The following is an 18,692-nucleotide window of genomic DNA, read 5'->3' as shown; positions in this document are numbered from 1 at the left end:
ATTTTTAATTTACAATATTTTTTATTGAAAACCGCACCGGGATACGGTAATCCTCAATGCCATATGCAGGCAGGAACAGGAAAAACAACAGCCGCAAGACGACTGTTTTCCCTTTACTTGCGTATATTGAAAAGCAGAACACCGGAGACACCCGCCGAAGGTGACAAAACACTTAAACGATGCATCCTCTCGCAGAAGCCCTCAGCCATCCCGAAGCCTATCCGCACGATACTTCGCCATCGATACAGGTTGCAGAAACCCACATATCATGGGTATTTCTTACCGGTTCGTTCGCATACAAGGTCAAAAAACCGGTCGATCTCGGATTTCTGGATTTCACGAGCCTGCAGCAACGCGAACATTTCTGCCGCGAAGAAGTTCGGCTTAACCGGCGCTTATGCCCTGAGATCTACATCGACGTCGTACCGGTTACCGCTGCTGATGATGCTGTAAGCATGGGGGGAAAGGGTTCCGTTGTCGACTTTGCGGTAAAAATGGTTCAGTTCGACCGCTCGCAGGAACTCGACCGGCTGCTTGCATCCAACAGGCTTACCGCAGAACAGATCGACCACATCGTCGAGACGGTCACCGCATTCCACAAGGCCATACCTGCAGCGCCCGACGATTCGGAATACGGAAAACCGGAAATTCTCATACAGCCGCTGCTCGACAATTTCCGCCATACCGCCGAACTGGTTTCCGGCAGTGCGGAACGGCAGATGCTCGAAAAACTGCATCTCTGGGCAGAGAACGAACATCGCAGACTGACTCCCCGTTTTCTTGAAAGAAAAGCTCGAGGGTTCATCCGCCACTGCCATGGAGACATGCATACCGGCAACATGGTCTGGCACCAGGGCCGGGTGCTCATTTTCGACTGCATCGAGTTCAGCCCCACGCTCTCCATGATCGACGTGACAAGCGATATAGCATTCCTCTTCATGGACCTCCGGCACGGCGGCCACCCGGAACTCGCCTGGAGGTTCCTGAACGGCTATCTCTCCGGAACGGGCGATTACGAAGGAATCCGGCTGCTTCGTTTCTACAGCCTTTACCGGGCCATGGTACGCGCGAAGGTAACGGCGATCCGTTACACTCAGGAACCTGACGAACAAAAAAAGCATGCCATACGAGAAGAGCACCTCTCCTACGTACGGCAGGCATTTCACGACACCATAGCGGAAGGAGGGCATCTCATCATCACCTGCGGCGTTTCGGGAAGCGGAAAAAGCACGGCGGCATCGGCAATCGCTCCAGCATCAGGGGCAATCCACATCAGGTCGGATATCGAGAGAAAACGTCTTGCAGGTCTCGGCGCCCTCGAACGCAGCAGCCATGACAACGACGACATCTACGCTCCCCGCTTTACCGAAAAAACCTATGATCGGCTCGCCGATGTCGCGTCGATCTGCCTCGAAGCCGGATATCCGGTCATTGTCGATGCAACATTTCTGCGCAAGGATGAGCGAAAAAGGTTCAGGGATATAGCCGAAAAACACGGAAGTCCTTTCACCATCATGCATGTTCATGCCGATATGCACATACTTCGCGAACGCGTGAGCAGAAGACTCAGGGAAGGATGCGACCCGTCGGAAGCCGACCTGGGGGTGCTGACGGAACAACTGAAGACGCGGGATCTATTGACGGAAGAAGAAAAACGCCTTACGCTGGAAATCGATTCAGGCGAAGAAACGGATTACGGCCTGATCGCAGAAAACCTCCGGCGCCGCGCCGGCTGACAAAAAAAGGGAAGCATGCCTGCCTCCCTTTTTTTGTCAGAAAATCACAGTTCTATACCGAAAACATAGCGAATTCCGTAACCTGCGGCAAAACTGAGCGCCGCAACGATAAAACAGAGACCTACCATCTCGAAAAATCTGCTTTTGAACGGCACATCCCTGGCTACGGCTATATAGAAATTGAAAAAACCTATGATGCATACCGCTGCGGCGAATGCAATACCGAGGCTCATATAGAGATCGGTAAAAATCAGATAGGGGGTAATCAGCACCAGAACCGTAAGAATATAGGCAAATCCCGTATAGAACGCCGCCTTGAGAGGATGTTTCCCGCCGGGCTCGGACTTCGTGGAAAGATACTCCGATGAAGCCATGGAAAGCGCAGCGGCAAAACCTGTGATCGAAGCCGTCAGAGCGACAAAAGAGGTATCCTGCAACGCAAAGGTCAGACCCGCAAGCACACCCATCAGTTCGACGAGCGCATCGTTGAGCCCAAGCACGACGGAGCCGGTGTACTTGAGACGATCCTCGTCGAGCAGGGTCATGAGAGCCTGTTCATGCTCCTCCTCGTCACGGATGATACCGTTGATCTCCTTGAAAGATCCCGGAATTCGGCTATACACGTCGTGCGACATCTTCTCGGCTTTCTCCATGAGCTTGATGCCGAAGGTAAACCCGAAAAGCATGCTGACAAAGGTATAGAACCACACTTTCAGCCTGCTCGGAGCGATATCCTTCCGTGTATATGTCTTCCAGACGTTATAGTGCCGCAGTTCGTCATCGGCTATCTGACTGAGAATGCGGCGATTTTTCACGCCGCTCACCTTTCCGGAAAGATGCTTGTAAATGTAATGCTCGGTGATCTCGTTTTTCTGGAAAACCGCCGCATCCCGCGCATCGAAATTCCCGCTCTGTTTCACAAATGTACCGGTTATGGAGTTGAATAAGATTTACACGGCTTACCGCTGCAGCGTCGCCGCTTCGATCAGGTCGTTCATTCTCGAAAGAAAGGCCGTTGTCGAATCGAGACCACCCTCATGCAGAAGCGCACCGTCATAGAGCTGCTCGATAACCGTTCTGATGAGCGGATTTCCGGCATTTGCCATATACATACCCGAAAGGTTCCGGATAATGGGATGAGCGGTATTGATTTCGAGTATCTTTTTGCCAGCAGGCATGTCGGCCTGCATCATCTTCATCATCCGCTCCATCTGGCTGTCCAGCGCATCCTTGCCGCTCACCAGCGTAACCGGGGAGCTTACAAGCCGATGCGACTCGACAGCATCCTCGATCCGATCTCCGAGGGTATCCCTGAAAAGGGCAAGTACCGGCTGCAGGAGATTCTCCGGAAGCTGTTCGCTGCTATCCTTTTTCTCTTTCGAAAAGTCAATATCGGCTTTTTCGATGGATTTCAGCGGTTTTTTCTCATACTCGCTGATCGAGGGAATAACGAATACATCGACGGGATCGCTGAGCAGCAGCACTTCGATACCCCTGTCCTGGAAATACTCGAGATTGGGATGCGCCAGCAGCTGCGCGCGATTGCTTCCCGAATGGTAGTAGATCTCTTTCTGCTCTTCCGGCATCCTTCCGGTATACTCTTTGAGCGTGACATACTCGTCCTCGTCGGTTCTGGTGCTTTCGAAGCGCAGCAGCTCTATCAGTTTGTCGCGGTTGGTGAAATCCGTATTCAGTCCGATCTTCACGATCGGCCCGAACGCCCTGTAGAATGTGCGGAACTTCTCCGGCTGTTCCCTGGCAAGGGATTCGAACCACGCAAGAATCTTGCCGGTGAGAATCTGGCGGATTTTGGCCATGACCGGACTCGACTGCACGACCTCCCTCGACACGTTGAGCGACAGATCCTCGGTATCGACCACGCCTCCAATAAAGCGAAGATATTCCGGAAGCAGGTCGCGGCACTCGTGCTGGATCATCACCTTTTTCACATAGAGCTGCGGCCCGCGGTTTTCCAGCTCGCTCTGCCGGTAGAGAAGATCCATCGGGGCCTCTTTCGGAAGAAACAGCAGCGCCTTGAAGCTCACCATGCCTTCGACGGAAACATGCAGGTAATCGAGCGGATCCTGAAAATCGTTGGCAACGAATTTGTAGAACTCGTTGACCTCTTCGTCCTTCAGCTCGCTTTTCGATCGCTGCCAGAGCGCTGTCATGCTGTTGACCTGCCTGTCCCCCAGCCGGATCGGAAAATCGACGAAGTTCGAATACTTTTTGATGATATGCTCGACACGGTACTCCTCGGCAAACTCCTTCGACTCCTCCTTGAGTTTGAAGGAAATTCGCGTACCGCGTCCAGCCTTTTCAATTTTCCCGATCGTGTAGGTACCCTGCCCGGACGATTTCCACCGGTATCCTTCTGAACCAACTCGGGCGCTGCGGGTTTCGACCGTCACTTCGTCGGTAACCATGAACACCGAATAGAAGCCAACGCCGAACTGGCCGATCAGATTGCCGTCCAGCTCCTTCTGCTGCTCCTTCAGCGCCTGCATGAACCCGAGCGTGCCTGATTTCGCCACCGTACCGAGGTTGGCTATCAGTTCCTCTTCCGTCATGCCGATGCCGTTATCCTCGATCACGAAGGTCAGCTCCCCGGGATCGACCGTTATCCTGATGCAGGGATCGCCATCCCCTTCCAGAAGCGACTGATCGGTCAGAGCGTCAAACCGCACCTTTGCCAGGGCATCGGAAGCATTGGAAATCAGCTCGCGCAGAAAAATTTCGGGGTGGGTGTAGAGCGAATGGACGATAAGGTCCAGAAGCTGCTTCATTTCGGCTTTATATTCGAACTCCTGTACAGGAGAAACTGTGTTGCTGCTCATAATGCGAATTATCTGATGGATTGTGATAACAAATGAAAAACCTGCGGCACAGCGCCTCTCCGGCAGCCGTGCAATCGAGGGGTAAATTTAAGGGAGGAAAAGAAATATCGCAAATTTCACCATCAGGCATAAAAAAATGCCGCTTGCGCAAAGATTTCACACAAGCGGCTAAGCCATTCTACCCGATGCGATAAGGCTAAACAAACCAATTATCATTGCCATGAAGAAAATCAAACGCACCTGAAAAACAGATCGTCTTTACAATTCATCAGGCTGAGCCCCAAACCCGATCAGAAAACTATGCCTGCTAATGGGCAGCTCAAACATCGCGTCACGCCATATAAACAGTACTTATCTGATCCTTATTACACAAAACCGTCTCAGAGTCTGGAAACTGAGACGGCTTTGATAAATACAGCAGAGATTCTCGAAAAAAGGGATATGGGCACAATCTATTTTGTTGCTTCATATCGTTTTTTTCCATTACCGTTCTGATTTGCTTCTGAAACCTCAACATCGGAAAAGCCCCGAGAGTAGTTTTCATTTATATTGATGGGACGCCCATTTTCGGTATCAGCGACAACAAGGAAGGTACAACCGACAATACCGGTCGGAACAGTTACACCACTTGCCTTTGAAAAACCGGAAGCTGCACCGGCAAGCAAACCGGCCGGTCCGTTAATCAGCCCTGAAAGCACCGGCGAAAGCGAAAACCCGTCACCCTTGGCATCAACACCGAGACCGTAAGAAATCCCCTTCTGTATTGAAAGCAGAGTGATATTATAACCTTTCAGATCCTTTCTCTGGGCTATGTATTGCGTGGCATCGTATATCAAGGTAGGGACATCGACTTCATCGGCTTTACTCTTTTTACTTTGTATTGTAATCGACCCTATAATCTCGCCGGTTGTTTGGCCTGAAAAATCGAAGGAGACTCTTCTGTCCTTGTTATCTGCCTTTTCCGGCAGCAGAGCGCCATTGTAGATAATTTTTGTGCCTCTGCTGCGCCCGATATCTAAATCATGAACCGCCGCAGAAAAAAAATTATTGGCAAGAATAGGAATTCCGTTAACCTGAGCGGGTCGCCCAATGATATTGAACAATGTCGGGCCAAGGACTGGCGCACCGACTGTTCCGGGCATATAAGGCGAGTTGTCAGAAGCCTCAAAGGTCTGAGAAAAATTCCCCACACCAACACCGACGCCCTGTGCTGCGGAAGTAGAAGCTGCACTTGACTCTGTCCCGCAAGACTCTGCCTGGCCTCCATTGTTGCTGTTATCGACTATCCCGGAATACGCCGTATTCCAGGAAAAGAGCAATGGCAGCAGTAACGTATACTTAGTAATCTTTCTCATAACGTTAATCACCCGGTTATGTTATAGAGAATAACCGGGCAGACATACATCCTGCCCGGCAGCACACCTGATTTCAAGTCAGCACAAAATAACCCTCGTTTATTACGGGGTAGGTGGCATGACGGAGCTGTTTTCCGAAACAATTGACTGGAAGCCGTTTTTCCAGAAATCAGCATAGGCAGAGCTCGCTCCATTGACACGACCATAAGCATCACCCGTCGTAAACACGCCACCAAAGCTGCTTGCCTGACCCCAGGCATTGTTGCCATCTTCCCAGGCCCCTGCAGTACCACCTACTATGGCTTCCAGGGTTCCGCCTTCCCCATCATCGTCAGGAGAAATGCCGCTCCAGTTCTCGATAGTACCACGGGAATACGCCTGGGCATCATCAAGATTATTCTCTGCAGATGCAAGAATATTGTAGCTTCCCTGAACATCGCCATCCACAAACGAATCATCGCAATTGCTGCAATTCTGAACAACGGCACTTCCTATCACACCGCCGCTGACCCATGCATAGTTCGAGGTTTCAGTCGGATTCATGCCAAGCTCCCAGAAATTGGCCGGATAAGCAGCGAATGCATTGGAGCTGAAACCGAAAGCGGCAGCCACAGCAATAGAGGCTATAACTGTTTTTTTCATGATTGATTCCCCCATGTTGTTTTTTAGAGAGTTTTGTGTTTTAACCACGTCTTCATCATGAACTGAACCACCATTCGATAAGGTCTGGTGGTCTGAAGAAAAGAACACTTATGCTTTATTATATAAAGCACTTATACATATACACAATATACATTAACAAAGTTCCCTATAAAACAATATAAATACATAAAACAAAGTGCTCTATATTCTGAAACACCTTAAAAGCCCCCATGCCGCCAACAGCAGCTGTGAGCCTCCTGACAAGCATAAAAAAAGCCGCAGGCGAGCCGAAAAGGCTCGCCTGCGGCTGAATTTGCTGCCGGCGTATCGAAAAAGATTCCCTACACTCTCCGCAGCTTTTTCCTGGCCGCGAGTTCACCGGCATAGACCCGCTTGACACCGTCGCCAAGCGCCTTTTCGATATCGCGTATATTCGAAACAAGCCGCTGCATGCCTGAAAGCTCAACCGATGCGGCCTGGTCGGAGCCCCACATGGAGCGGTCAAGCGTCACGTGCCGTTCGACGAATGTCGCGCCAAGCGCCACTGCCGCCCATGTTGTGGCAAGGCCGACTTCATGGCCAGAGTACCCTGCGGGCAGATCGGGAAAACAGGTCCTGAGCGTGTGAATCATTCGAAGATTCAGTTCCTCGACCGGACAGGGATAAGTGGAATTGGTATGGGCGATGAGCAGGTTACGATGTCCTGTCTCCAGTACAGCCCGATCTATTTCATCCATGGTTGACATGCCGGTCGAGATGATAAGCGGCCGTCCTGTTCCGGCTGTTTTTTTCAGCAGCGCGATATCGGTCAACGAAGCAGAAGCCGCCTTGTAGCATGGCGGTTCGAACTGCTCCATAAAATTCACCGCCTCTTCGTCCCAGCATGATGCGAACCACTGAATTCCGTTCTGTCGGCAGCAGTTGTCGATTTCGACATACTCTTCGCGCCCGAACTCCACTTTGCAGCGATAATCGATATAGGTCATCCTTCCCCAGGGAGTATCGCGCTCTATCATGCGCTGATCGGCAGGCACGCAGAGGTCGGGAGTGCGCTTCTGGAACTTGACCGCGTCGCATCCGGCAAGTGCGGCACCTTCAATCAGTTTTTTCGCCACATCGAGCGATCCGTTATGATTGATGCCGATTTCAGCGATGACGAACACAGGGTGCCCGTCGCCGACATAGCGGTTTCCGATTTTTACTTCAGCCATGGAAATAATTATTGTCAATTAGTGAAAAAATCCGGAAAGGACTGGCGCATACCCGGTCAATGTAAAAATGAAATTCCTTTTGCGGCAATCAGCCATTCAGCAAAATCCCTGAAAGCCCCATATCCGCCTCGAGACCCGCAGATATAATGAACTATTGGCTGGACACAGGGCATCGCATCGCCCGGGCATGCCGTAATGCCAGCTTCGGCTATTGCATGAAGGATACCGAGATCATTGACATCGTCGCCGATATAGGCAATTTCATGAAGATGCAGCCCCGTTTCCCGGAGGACTTCCTGCAATTTCGAGCGTTTATCCTTCACACCGAGATACAGGTGACGCATCTGCAGTTTTTCCGCCCGCCTGACGATACTTGGCGACACCTCACCGGTCATGATGGCCGTTTCGACACCATACTCCCTGAGCCGTTCCACGCCCATGCCGTCACGGATGGAATATCGCTTCATCACCTCCCCGTTTTCGCTGTAATAGACGCCGTTATCGGTAAAGACACCGTCGTTGTCGGAAATGACCAGTCTTATGTTTCGGGCCCTCCTTTCGAGTTCCCCTGCCGCGAGTTCAATCATGGTTCGAAGAAAAAAATATACCGCCTTGCTTTGCAGGCAACATGCATCTGCAAATTCTTCCGTTATGTCGGCAAATATAGAACTTTTACACTTCTTTCAAGCGTGAGGCAGGTAAACGACCGATGCGGTCTTCAGATAATCCGGGTTGTCAACAGGTTATCAACATTCCGTCAACACAACAAAAACCTGAACAGAAAGCAGATATGATGCAAAATGAAGTAATTCAGGAAGGCGGAACCGAAAACATAAAGTCATACAGAATAACAACTTGAACAATAAATAACAGAAACATGCATATCTGACGCAATTTGATTCAAAACTCGCTATCCTCTTGTGCGGCAATAACTGCGGCATGTTATCAACAAACCCTCAATCCCCGATTTCCTCAAGGTAAAAATAAAAACACGCACGCTATCGAAAACGTAAAATACGGCAAAAAAAACAAAGCCTGCCCTTTTTCAAACGTTAAGGGCAGGCCTGACGGAGAAAACCACCAAAAGAACACTAACCACACATGTTACTTTTATAATAACAACAGCAACCGGCTTTTTGTTCGGTCAGACCCGCAAATTCAGGCTTTTTTCTTAATACCGCACATTGCGGCCGGATCCACCCAGGCATCGAACTCTTCTGCGCTGAGATACCCGCTCCTGACTGCCGCATCCCGAAGGGATAACCTGTCGCGCATCGCAAGGTGAACGATCTGCGAAGCCTTGTCATAACCAATATGCGGATTCAGGGCCGTGACGAGCATGAGATTAGCCGAGAGATGACCGGCAATGACCTCCATGTCGGCTCGCAGCCCGACGATGCAATGGTCGGCGAACGAACGGCTCGCGTCTCCCAGCAGTAGCGCCGACTGGAGAAATGCGCTGATTATTACCGGCTTGTATACATTGAGTTCAAGCATGCCGCCTGCCCCGGCCACAGAAAGCGTAACGTCGTTTCCCATCACCTGCGCGCAAACCATCGCGAGAGCTTCAGCCTGCGTGGGGTTAACCTTGCCGGGCATTATTGAAGAACCGGGTTCATTGGCAGGAAGCACGATTTCACCGATCCCGCATCGCGGACCTGAAGCGAGCAGCCTTATATCGTTGGCTATTTTCAGGAGGCTTACAGCAATCGACTTCATGACCCCATGGGCAGCCACAAGAGCGTCATGAGAGGCAATAGCCGCAAAAGCATTCGGTGCACAGGAAAACGGATGTCCGGTAAGCGATGCGATGACTCCGGATGCCTTTGCGGCAAAACCTTCCGGAGCATTGAGTCCTGTACCGACCGCGGTACCACCTATAGGGAGCATGGCAAGCCACCCGAGGGAACCCTCGAGCATCTCGATACCCTGCCGGAGCTGTGCGGCATATCCCGAAAACTCCTGCCCGAGCGTAAGAGGAGCCGCATCCATCAGATGCGTGCGCCCTGTCTTTACAATGTTGCCAAAATCCCCGACTTTTTCACGTAATGCCTGTTCCAGATGTTTGAGAGCAGGAATGGTGTTGGCTGCAACGAGGCTGTATGCGGCAATATGCATGGCCGTCGGAAAGACGTCATTCGAAGACTGCGACATGTTGACGTCGTCAATCGGATGCAATGTTTTTTTTTCCTCGCCAGGCAGATACCCGGCAAGCTCCTGCGCACGATTGGCGATCACTTCGTTGACGTTCATATTGCTCTGGGTGCCTGACCCGGTCTGCCATATGACGAGCGGAAAATGATCGGACAACCCGCCGGCGACGATGTCGTCGCACACAAGGGCTATAGCGTTCATCTTTTCGGGTTCAAGCAGGCCTGACTCGCAGTTGACGATAGCTGCCGCTTTCTTCACGACAGCGAGCGCTCGTATGACCTCTCGAGGCATCGTGCCCGACGGACCTATGCGAAAAAGGTCCATGGATCTCTGTGTCTGGGCTCCCCAATACTTTCCTTCCGGAACAATCGTCTCCCCGAAAGCATCCCTCTCTCTCCGACCGTTCATCCTCTCAATCCTCCCCTTCAAGCAGACGACGACACTCCTGCAACTCGCGCTTGCGTTCTTCACCGGTTTCGGGAAAACGCACATCCAGGCTGCTGAACATGTCGAGAATGATGTTCGAAACAAGAAGACGGGCATTTTTCCTGTCGTCCGCCGGAATCACATACCAGGGGGCGTGCGCGGTACTCGTAGCTTCAAGACAGTGCTCGTAAGCGTTCATATAGTCATCCCAGTATTTCCTCTCATCGATATCGGCCTTGCTGAACTTCCAGTTTTTTTCCGGCTTGTCAATCCTTTCCAGAAAACGCCGGCGTTGTTCCTCTTTTGAGAGATGCAGAAAAAACTTGAGAATCCGGGTGCCGTTCCGGTACAGGTGTCGTTCAAGATCGTTGATGGAACGATATCGCTCTTTCCAGACATCGCCGTTCCTCAGATGCGCTTCAGGAATGCGCTGGTGGCGGAGAATTTCGGGATGAACGCGTACGATAAGCACCTCTTCGTAGTAGGATCGGTTGAAAATGCCGATGCGTCCCCTTTCCGGCAGGCTGCAATTGCTCCTCCATAGAAAATCGTGATCGAGCTCTTCCGGAGAGGGATGCTTGAAACTGAACACCTGGCAACCCTGCGGATTGATGCCCGACATCACATGGCGTATCATGCTGTCCTTTCCGGCGGCATCCATGGCCTGAAAGATAAGGAGAACGGCATACCGGTTGTCGGCATAGTGCGCTTCCTGTATATCGCTGAGCTTCCTGACCTGAGCTTCGAGCTTTTCGCGATACTCGCTCTTCGAACTGTAGCGGGGAGATTCAAGTGCAGGAAAACGGTCGAGATCCACCTTTTGCCCTTCACGCACGAGATAATCGTTATGATTGATATCCATATGCAGTGCAGCTTCAAGCATTTGTATAACCCGTCTGCTCATTTTGCCTGATTTTTTATTTCAACGGTTATACATCGTTGATCGTTCGAACCAGGATGAGCGGCAGCGATACTGCAGAACCCGGAATAGCGACACGGGAAAAAAAAAGCGAAGAAGGAAAAACATTCCTTCTTCGCTCTCTATGGTCAATATATCATACCCCGCTTCTATCGGACAATTGCTTCAGGCATAAACCTTGTTATAGTTGTCGATAGCATGCATAACGCTCTGGCGGGCGATCTCGGCGTCCTGAAAATCCTCGACGAGAACGGTCTTTTTTTCGAGCGCCTTGTACTCTTCGAAGAAGTGCTTGAGTTCCGAGTTGAAATGCGGTCTGAGCTGGTCGATATTGTGAACGCTGCTCATGCTCATATCGTCTTCAGCAACGGCAATGATCTTGTCGTCACCCTCGCCATGATCGATCATGCGCATGACGCCGATAACGCGAGCACGCACGATGCACATAGGAACGATATCGCACTGTGAGATCACCACGATATCGAGCGGATCATGATCGTCGCCAAGGGTTCTGGGAATGAAGCCATAGTTGGCAGGATAAAAAACCGACGAAAACAGCACCCGATCGAGTTTGAGCATACCGGTCTTTTTGTCAAGCTCGTATTTTGTTTTGCTCCCTTTGGATATCTCGATAATGGCATTGACGACGTTCGGCTGACCTTCTCCTGTCTCGACATGGTGCCACGGATTGAAATTCATAGCTTCTTCTGGATAATATTTTTTATGTGGTAACCGAAAAGCGTGGCATTATAGCATTTTTTTTCAAACCTGCATGAAAAGAAATCAACGAAAAACTGAAGACTCCTGCCGCCTCCGATTATCGTATCAACTCTTCCGGTGCCGATCGAAATACGCTTTTGTCTCGGCCGCCACTATCGGGCTCAATATGAGAAGCGATACGAGGTTCGGCAAAGCCATAAGTGCATTGGCGATATCGGCAAATGTCCAGACAACCTGCAGAGATACAACAGAACCTACCATCACCGCAGCAACCCAGGCCCAGCGGTAGGGAACGACAAGCTGTCTGCCGAACAGATACTCCAGGGCTTTTTCTCCATAGTACGACCAGCCGAGGATGGTCGAGAACACAAAGGTCAGCAACCCGAAAGTCAGCACGACGTTGCCGACGTGAGGCACCTCCCTGAAAGCCGCGTTGGTCAGTTCCGCACCTTTCAGACCTTCCTGCCACATACCCGAGTTTACCACGACGATACCGGTGACCGCGCACAGCACGACCGTATCCCAGAAGGTGCCGGTCGCGGAAATCAGCGCCTGGCGCACCGGGTGGCTGGTCTGAGCGGCAGCGGCTACGATAGGAGCGCTGCCGAGGCCCGACTCGTTGGAAAACAACCCCCTTGCGATACCGTACCGCATGGCCTCCCTGACGCCTGCACCGGCAAACCCCCCAAGCGCAGCCTGACCGTTGAAGGCTGACGAAACGATAAGCTGCAGGGTATCCGGGATCGTCTCGCTGCGCAGAACGAGCAGCACGATGCAGCCGGCGACATAGAACAGCGCCATTAACGGAACCAGATACTCACATACCTTTGCGATCGACCTGATGCCGCCGATGATCACGACGCCGGTGAACACTGTCAGCAGCGCCCCGGTAATCCATGGAGAGATATTGAAATTGGTCTCGACCATCGCGGCAATGGAATTGGCCTGTACCATATTGCCGATACCGAACGACGCTATAACGGTGAACGCGGCAAAGAGCACGGCAAGCCACTTCATGTTCATGGCTTTCTCGAGCACATACATCGGACCGCCGGCAACCGATCCGTCTTCACCAACTACCCGATACTTCACCGAGAGCAAGGCTTCTGAATACTTCGTCGCCATTCCGAAAACGCCGGTCAGCCACATCCAGAGCACCGCTCCGGGTCCGCCTGCAGCCACAGCCGTTGCGACACCGACGATGTTGCCGGTACCTATAGTCGCTGCAAGAGCCGTCACAAGAGCGCCGAAATGGGTAATCTCCCCTTCTCCCTCCCTTGTCCTTGTCAGCGACATGCGGATAGCGCTGAAAGTGTGTTTCTGTATAAAACCGAGCCTGAAGGTCAGGAATAAATGAGTACCGAACAGTACGGCAAGCAGGGGCACGCCCCACACATAACCGCTGATGGTATCGAGAAGTTGTTCAAATCCGCTCATGCAGCCTCCGGAATGGGGTTAAGGGGAATAAGCCGTTAACACAAGACAAAGCTTAAAAATACGGTATTGAACGGTAAGAGCATGAACCTGCCGATTCTTTTTTTATACCCTATCTTCGTATCTTTGCGCCTTGCGTCGATTTTTCACCTTCCGCAGCCACGGAAACACCAGAACAGAGAAGATAACAAACAGAGCATGGACGGAGCATTGAACAGGGAAACAGCCAAACGGAAAACCTTTGCCATCATCAGCCACCCTGATGCCGGCAAAACCACCCTCACCGAAAAGTTTCTGCTTTTCGGTGGCGCCATCCAGACGGCCGGTGCGGTCAAAAGCAACAAGATCCGCAAGACCGCCACAAGCGACTTCATGGAAATAGAAAAACAGCGAGGAATCTCGGTAGCCACTTCCGTAATGGGATTCGAGTACAAGGGCCGCAGGGTCAATATTCTCGACACACCCGGCCACAAGGATTTCGCCGAAGACACCTACCGTACGCTCACTGCCGTCGACAGCGTCATTCTCGTCGTGGACTGCGTCAAAGGCGTCGAGGAACAGACAGAACGGCTCATGGAGGTATGCTCCATGCGCCATACGCCGGTCATCATCTTCATAAACAAAATGGACCGCGAAGGACGGAATCCCTTCGAGCTTCTCGACGAAATCGAGGAAAAACTCAAGGTGCAGGTTCGGCCTCTCACCTGGCCTGTCGGACAGGGCCAGAACTTCAAGGGTGTCTACAACCTCTATAAAACGGAGCTGAACCTTTTCGAGGCCAACGCCACGAAAATCAGCGATACGCTTATTAAAATCCAGAGTCCCGACGACCCCGAACTGAAAAAATGGATTCCGGACAGTTTCTGCGAAAAACTGAGCGAGGATATCGACCTCATCGAAGGGGTCTACGAGCCCTTCAGCGAAGAGCTCTACCGCGACGGCCTGCTCGCTCCGGTCTTTTTCGGCAGCGCCATCAACAATTTCGGCGTTCAGGAACTGCTCGACACCTTCATCCAGATCGCGCCAAGCCCGCACGAGCGCGAAGCCGCACAGCGAACGGTCATGGCATCGGAAGAAGCTCTGACCGGCTTCGTTTTTAAAATCCATGCCAATCTCGATCCCAACCATCGCGACCGGACCGCATTCTTCAGAATCTGCTCGGGAAAATTCGAGCGCAACAAATTCTACCTCCACACCCGACTCGGCAAGAAAATCCGTTTCTCCAGCCCGACGCAATTCATGGCGAACGAAAAAAGCGTGATCGACGAAGCGTGGCCGGGAGACGTGATCGGCCTCTACGACAATGGCTCCCTGAAGATCGGAGATACCCTCACCGAAGGAGAGGATCTGCAGTTCCGGGGCATTCCGAGTTTTTCTCCGGAAATCTTCAAGGTTCTTGAAAACCGCGATCCGCTTAAGACAAAACAGCTCGACAAAGGCATCCGGCAGCTCACCGAGGAGGGCGTCGCGCAGCTCTTCATTCAGTACGGCAGCCGCAAGATCGTCGGTACCGTCGGCGAACTGCAGTTCGACGTCATCAAGTTCCGCCTCGAACACGAATACGGCGCCCAGTGCGACTTTCTGCCGCTCCGCTACCACAAGGCGTTCTGGATCACCAGCGACAACAAGGAGCAGCTGCAGGAGTTCATCCGGCGCAAGTCGGCCGCCATCGCTCTCGACCGCGAAGACCACCCGGTCTTTCTTGCCGAAAGCGAATGGATGCTGAAGGTCGCCCGCGAGGACTATCCGGAGCTTGAATTCCACGCCACATCGGAGTTCAAGACCGCAGGGGAGTAACCCGCCCTCCACGGCCTGAAAATGCCAAAGAGGACGTCTCGCGACTGGCTTTACGTAACATAAACAGTTCGTTTACCGAAGGAACAGCCACCTGATCTCTGGAAGTCACTGATGACGCGAACTGAACCATCAAAAACGTAAGCGCAGTAACGCGAACCATCAGACATGAAAACCCGGAACTTGCTGCATGTAACTCACCTGCAATCTGAATGGCTCAGGCAAAAAAAATCAGGGAAAAAATGTAAGTTTACCCGGTAGCGATAATGAGCCATCCCTGCCCTGAATGATGAACTATCACAGTAAAAATCTGAACCGGATTCATACGAGTAGTAATGGAAATTAAAACTGATCTCTATTTGGGTGACTGCCTGAATATCCTTAAAGAGCTGCCGGACAACTCGGTAGACTTGATATTCACCTCACCGCCATATGCAGATCAAAGAGAAAAAACCTATGGCGGCATTCATCCGGATAAATACGTTGCGTGGTTCCTGCCCATAGCTGAACAACTCCTGAGAGTCCTCAAACCAACCGGCACGTTTGTTCTCAACATAAAGGAAAAGGTTGTCAACGGAGAAAGAAGTACCTACGTGATGGAACTCATCCTTGAGATGAAAAGAGAGCAGGGCTGGCTTTGGACCGAGGAATTCATCTGGCATAAAAAAAACTGCTACCCCGGTAAATGGCCAAACCGGTTCAGAGACTCCTGGGAAAGACTGATCCAGTTCAATAAAAACAAACAGTTTTACATGAACCAGGAAGCCGTCATGGTTCCTATGGGCGAGTGGTCGAAAAGCCGTCTCAAGAGACTCAGCGAAACAGACAAAACCCGTGATGAATCCAAAGTCGGCAGTGGATTCGGGAAAAACATTTCAAACTGGCTTGACCGGGAAAAGGCCTATCCGACAAATGTACTCCATCTGGCAACAGAGTGTAACAACAAAAACCACAGTGCTGCATTTCCGCAGGGACTTCCGGAATGGTTCATCAAACTCTTCACCAAAGAAGGCGATACGGTACTTGACCCGTTCATGGGCTCCGGCACAACCAACGCTGTAGCCAAAAGAATGAAACGAAACTCGATCGGCATAGAAATTGTCCCGGAGTACTACGAGATGGTCAGAAACGAGCTCGAACCGACGGAACTTTACCTGCTGGAAAAAAAGAACAGCTATGCAACAAAATTGAAGTGGAATAGCATCGAACTGAAAGTGTAAAAAATTTTAACCTGGAGTATTGTATTCCGGAAACATTTACGTATTATGTGAACAACACGCTCACCCCGCTTCCCGTCAGAACAGCGCGCTCAGGGTGAGCTTTTTGTTTTTCTACCCCGCCTATGGCTGTACCATATAATAAAAGGGCTCTCGACCATGAAGAGCAACTGCTGCTCCTCAAAGAACGTGGCCTCGGTGTTGAAGATGAGAGAAAAGCCCTCCATTTGCTCCGGCATATCAGCTATTACCGCTTAAGCGGTTATTGGTACCCTCTGCTGCAAGAACCAAAATGCGAGCATTATTTTAAAGATAATGCGACGTTCAGTACCGCATTCAGGCTCTATTGCTTTGACCGGGAGTTGCGGCAACTGGTACTTGGAGAAATTGAGAAGATCGAGGTTGCCGTAAGAGCACAGATGATCAATACGTTATCGCTTGCATTCGGGCCTTTATGGTACACCGATTCGGCCAGGTTTAATAATCATAAGTTTCGGCATGACAAGATCATACAGAAACTGGAGGATGATTTTGTGAATAGCCAGGAAGAGTTCATTCTGGCGTTCAGAAAGAAATATTCGGATCCTTACCCGCCCTGCTGGATGATTATGGAAATTGCATCCTTCGGGCAGATATCCACCTTGTATTCCGATATGAAGGGAGGAAAAAGCAAACGGATTATAGCGAAGCATTTCGGGCTCGACGATACAACGTTTGCCTCGTGGCTTCACTGCATTGTTTACTTGCGTAACCTTTGTGCACACCATTCCCGATTCTGGAACCGGGAATTCGGGGTGAGCCCTCAGATTCCAAACCGCCCGTTGAAGAGTTGGTTGTCAGAAGACACCATAAAGGCGATCAGAGGCGCAAACAGTGGAAAGTCGAATAACCGTGCATTTTACATGCTTTCGATTCTGTTGTACTTCCTGCAGACCGTCAATCCGAAAAGTACGTTCAGGCAGAAGTTTTGCAGCCTGACGAGTAAATATCCAAACATTGATCTTGCAGCCATGGGGTTTCCGGCAACACTGGACAGCGAGACGTTGTGGAATGGTTAACTTTTTTCTGCACCTGCACAAGCAATTCTTAATCGGAATGTCTTTCGTTTTTTTCTGTCGTCTTACCAGTTTATAAGGGCGGAATTATTTCGAAATCATAGATGTCGTTTCCATAGCTGAATGACAGCTTCCCTGCCTGTTTCAGTTTAATTCGAAACGGTATATGTTTGCTATCAGGAAGACCCAATACCTTGAACGCCTGCCTGAGTGAGGTGAAATCGCCAATAAACGTGCCGTGTCGGTGCACCTTGACAGCATTCTTTTGCATCCTTTTTTTGCGGATTTCAGGATCTTCCCAGCTTTTTCTTACACCTTCTGAAATATTCTGATTTTTCTGCCCTTCATGAAAACCAAACACTCCCCCTCTGTTTTTTTCATTTCTGATTGTGTCAACCTGGATAGCCGATGTCCCTGTAACTTCATAAGTGGTATGATGACTTGTTGACAAGTCAGGGAGTGTGTTAAAGACCGAAGATGTTTCTATCTGCAATATTTTTCCTGCCTGTATGAACTTATCAGCGAGATCCTTTTTGCGACGATCCCGTTCTATTGGGTCTTTAGTCCAAAAGGCCCGGGAACTGGTGTGATATGTATATCTAATACCCGTAGCCTTGACATTTCGGGATATTTTCTCAATAATCGTTTCCACAGATGCTTTGCTTCTCCACCATGCAGCATCAGAACAGTAAGGTTGGGCAGCAAATCGATAATTGTTTTCAGAGGCAGGATGCCGGCTTCGAGCTCTGATGGTGTTGGCTTTTTATTGATGTACCATGGGTAGGCGTTCCATGGTACAATATCTTCTGCAGGAATGTTAACCCCGGCAAAAAGGTTGCTGAGTCTTTCAGCTGTTGAGTCATCATTTTCCATGCAAATGAACCCGCTTCCTCCGATTTTATCCTGGGTTTTGGGGCCAGGGTCTCTCAGAACACTCAATAAACGGGCCTTGATACCGCCGTACATAGGCGGCAAGTAAGGAACAGAATCGTTTCCGGCAACCTTGCGCAGCGTATCGACGTATTGATTGATCGGCGCAATATGATGATCAAACCGATGCTCCCATTGCCGTTGGCGGAATTCAGGGTTTCTCATGAGACGGGCCATTGTCACTGCTTTTTGTTATGGATATAATTGAGATTCTTGTCCAAACTTCGGCACATCCCTCTAACTCAAACGGCTGAATTCTCCA

General features: G+C 50.7%; 16 protein-coding genes. 4 read left to right on the top strand and 12 right to left on the bottom strand.

From position 1 onward, the window contains the following. Positions 1-179: 179 nt before the first annotated feature. Positions 180-1,736, top strand: a complete 1,557-nt coding sequence (locus K4305_RS09170; RefSeq protein ID WP_331562114.1) for a bifunctional aminoglycoside phosphotransferase/ATP-binding protein — start codon at positions 180-182, stop codon at positions 1,734-1,736. A 44-nt stretch (positions 1,737-1,780) separates the two neighbouring features. On the opposite strand, the gene K4305_RS09165 is transcribed toward K4305_RS09170, so the two are convergent. The 10 genes from K4305_RS09165 to K4305_RS09120 all read right to left on the bottom strand — a co-directional run bounded on the left by K4305_RS09165 (position 1,781) and on the right by K4305_RS09120 (position 13,437). Continuing rightward, on the bottom strand, positions 1,781-2,656 hold the full coding sequence (locus K4305_RS09165; RefSeq protein WP_331562113.1) for a VIT1/CCC1 transporter family protein: 876 nt from the start codon (positions 2,654-2,656) through the stop codon (positions 1,781-1,783). Positions 2,657-2,695: 39 nt separating this feature from the next. Beyond that, complete coding sequence (htpG, locus tag K4305_RS09160) at positions 2,696-4,573, bottom strand: molecular chaperone HtpG (protein WP_331562112.1); 1,878 nt, start codon at positions 4,571-4,573, stop codon at positions 2,696-2,698. A gap of 452 nt (positions 4,574-5,025) precedes the next feature. Further along, positions 5,026-5,928 (bottom strand): hypothetical protein, encoded by a 903-nt coding sequence (locus tag K4305_RS09155; RefSeq protein ID WP_331562111.1) that lies wholly within the window; start codon positions 5,926-5,928, stop codon positions 5,026-5,028. A gap of 102 nt (positions 5,929-6,030) precedes the next feature. Further along, positions 6,031-6,678, bottom strand: coding sequence for a hypothetical protein (locus K4305_RS09150; protein WP_331562110.1), 648 nt, complete (start codon positions 6,676-6,678; stop codon positions 6,031-6,033). Positions 6,679-6,911: 233 nt separating this feature from the next. Beyond that, on the bottom strand, positions 6,912-7,781 hold the full coding sequence (locus K4305_RS09145) for an N-acetylneuraminate synthase family protein (RefSeq protein ID WP_331562109.1): 870 nt from the start codon (positions 7,779-7,781) through the stop codon (positions 6,912-6,914). Between the two features lie 56 nt (positions 7,782-7,837). Then, positions 7,838-8,368: a KdsC family phosphatase gene (locus tag K4305_RS09140; RefSeq protein ID WP_331562108.1), complete on the bottom strand. Its 531-nt coding sequence runs from the start codon at positions 8,366-8,368 to the stop codon at positions 7,838-7,840. Positions 8,369-8,939: 571 nt separating this feature from the next. Beyond that, positions 8,940-10,343: a class II fumarate hydratase gene (fumC, locus tag K4305_RS09135; RefSeq protein WP_331562107.1), complete on the bottom strand. Its 1,404-nt coding sequence runs from the start codon at positions 10,341-10,343 to the stop codon at positions 8,940-8,942. Positions 10,344-10,347: 4 nt separating this feature from the next. Continuing rightward, positions 10,348-11,244, bottom strand: a complete 897-nt coding sequence (locus K4305_RS09130; protein WP_331562106.1) for an ADP-polyphosphate phosphotransferase — start codon at positions 11,242-11,244, stop codon at positions 10,348-10,350. Positions 11,245-11,445: 201 nt separating this feature from the next. Continuing rightward, on the bottom strand, positions 11,446-11,979 hold the full coding sequence (locus K4305_RS09125; RefSeq protein ID WP_331562105.1) for an inorganic diphosphatase: 534 nt from the start codon (positions 11,977-11,979) through the stop codon (positions 11,446-11,448). A gap of 126 nt (positions 11,980-12,105) precedes the next feature. After that, entirely contained in the window at positions 12,106-13,437 is a 1,332-nt protein-coding gene (locus tag K4305_RS09120; RefSeq protein WP_331562104.1) for an alanine/glycine:cation symporter family protein, read from the bottom strand. A 195-nt stretch (positions 13,438-13,632) separates the two neighbouring features. On the opposite strand from K4305_RS09120, the gene K4305_RS09115 reads away from it, so the two are divergent. The 3 genes from K4305_RS09115 (at position 13,633) to K4305_RS09105 (ending at position 17,503) form a co-directional block, all read left to right on the top strand. Beyond that, the gene (locus K4305_RS09115; RefSeq protein WP_331562103.1) at positions 13,633-15,231 is read left to right on the top strand and encodes a peptide chain release factor 3; all 1,599 of its coding nucleotides are present in this window, start codon (positions 13,633-13,635) and stop codon (positions 15,229-15,231) included. Positions 15,232-15,563: 332 nt separating this feature from the next. Beyond that, positions 15,564-16,448 carry a DNA-methyltransferase gene (locus K4305_RS09110; protein WP_331562102.1) on the top strand — a complete coding sequence of 295 codons (885 nt, stop codon included), beginning with the start codon at positions 15,564-15,566 and terminating at the stop codon, positions 16,446-16,448. Positions 16,449-16,570: 122 nt separating this feature from the next. Next, positions 16,571-17,503, top strand: coding sequence for an Abi family protein (locus K4305_RS09105; RefSeq protein WP_331562101.1), 933 nt, complete (start codon positions 16,571-16,573; stop codon positions 17,501-17,503). Between the two features lie 70 nt (positions 17,504-17,573). Here the strand turns inward: K4305_RS09105 and K4305_RS09100 are convergent, their stop codons facing one another. Together K4305_RS09100 and K4305_RS09095 are read right to left on the bottom strand one after the other, a co-directional pair. Next, positions 17,574-17,993 (bottom strand): hypothetical protein, encoded by a 420-nt coding sequence (locus K4305_RS09100; RefSeq protein WP_331562100.1) that lies wholly within the window; start codon positions 17,991-17,993, stop codon positions 17,574-17,576. 56 nt (positions 17,994-18,049) lie between these two features. Further along, complete coding sequence (locus tag K4305_RS09095; RefSeq protein ID WP_331562099.1) at positions 18,050-18,607, bottom strand: uracil-DNA glycosylase; 558 nt, start codon at positions 18,605-18,607, stop codon at positions 18,050-18,052. Between the last annotated feature and the right edge of the window lie 85 nt (positions 18,608-18,692).

It is taken from the genome of Chlorobium sp., from assembly GCF_036528655.1.
Taxonomy (GTDB): Bacteria; Bacteroidota; Chlorobiia; order Chlorobiales; family Chlorobiaceae; genus Chlorobium.
The sequence above is the reverse complement of the archived record's forward strand: the minus strand, read 5'-3'. Positions and strand labels throughout refer to the sequence as shown.

Bases quoted from the DNA above. Each gene is read 5' to 3' on its own strand.
- K4305_RS09130 (WP_331562106.1), bottom strand. From the start codon at position 11,244: ATGCTTGAAGCTGCACTGCATATGGATATCAATCATAACGATTATCTC.
- K4305_RS09110 (WP_331562102.1), top strand. From the start codon at position 15,564: ATGGAAATTAAAACTGATCTCTATTTGGGTGACTGCCTGAATATCCTT.
- K4305_RS09105 (WP_331562101.1), top strand. From the start codon at position 16,571: ATGGCTGTACCATATAATAAAAGGGCTCTCGACCATGAAGAGCAACTG.
- htpG (WP_331562112.1), bottom strand. From the start codon at position 4,573: ATGAGCAGCAACACAGTTTCTCCTGTACAGGAGTTCGAATATAAAGCC.
- K4305_RS09095 (WP_331562099.1), bottom strand. From the start codon at position 18,607: ATGGCCCGTCTCATGAGAAACCCTGAATTCCGCCAACGGCAATGGGAG.
- K4305_RS09155 (WP_331562111.1), bottom strand. From the start codon at position 5,928: ATGAGAAAGATTACTAAGTATACGTTACTGCTGCCATTGCTCTTTTCC.
- K4305_RS09145 (WP_331562109.1), bottom strand. From the start codon at position 7,781: ATGGCTGAAGTAAAAATCGGAAACCGCTATGTCGGCGACGGGCACCCT.
- K4305_RS09115 (WP_331562103.1), top strand. From the start codon at position 13,633: ATGGACGGAGCATTGAACAGGGAAACAGCCAAACGGAAAACCTTTGCC.
- K4305_RS09170 (WP_331562114.1), top strand. From the start codon at position 180: ATGCATCCTCTCGCAGAAGCCCTCAGCCATCCCGAAGCCTATCCGCAC.
- fumC (WP_331562107.1), bottom strand. From the start codon at position 10,343: ATGAACGGTCGGAGAGAGAGGGATGCTTTCGGGGAGACGATTGTTCCG.
- K4305_RS09140 (WP_331562108.1), bottom strand. From the start codon at position 8,368: ATGATTGAACTCGCGGCAGGGGAACTCGAAAGGAGGGCCCGAAACATA.
- K4305_RS09125 (WP_331562105.1), bottom strand. From the start codon at position 11,979: ATGAATTTCAATCCGTGGCACCATGTCGAGACAGGAGAAGGTCAGCCG.
- K4305_RS09120 (WP_331562104.1), bottom strand. From the start codon at position 13,437: ATGAGCGGATTTGAACAACTTCTCGATACCATCAGCGGTTATGTGTGG.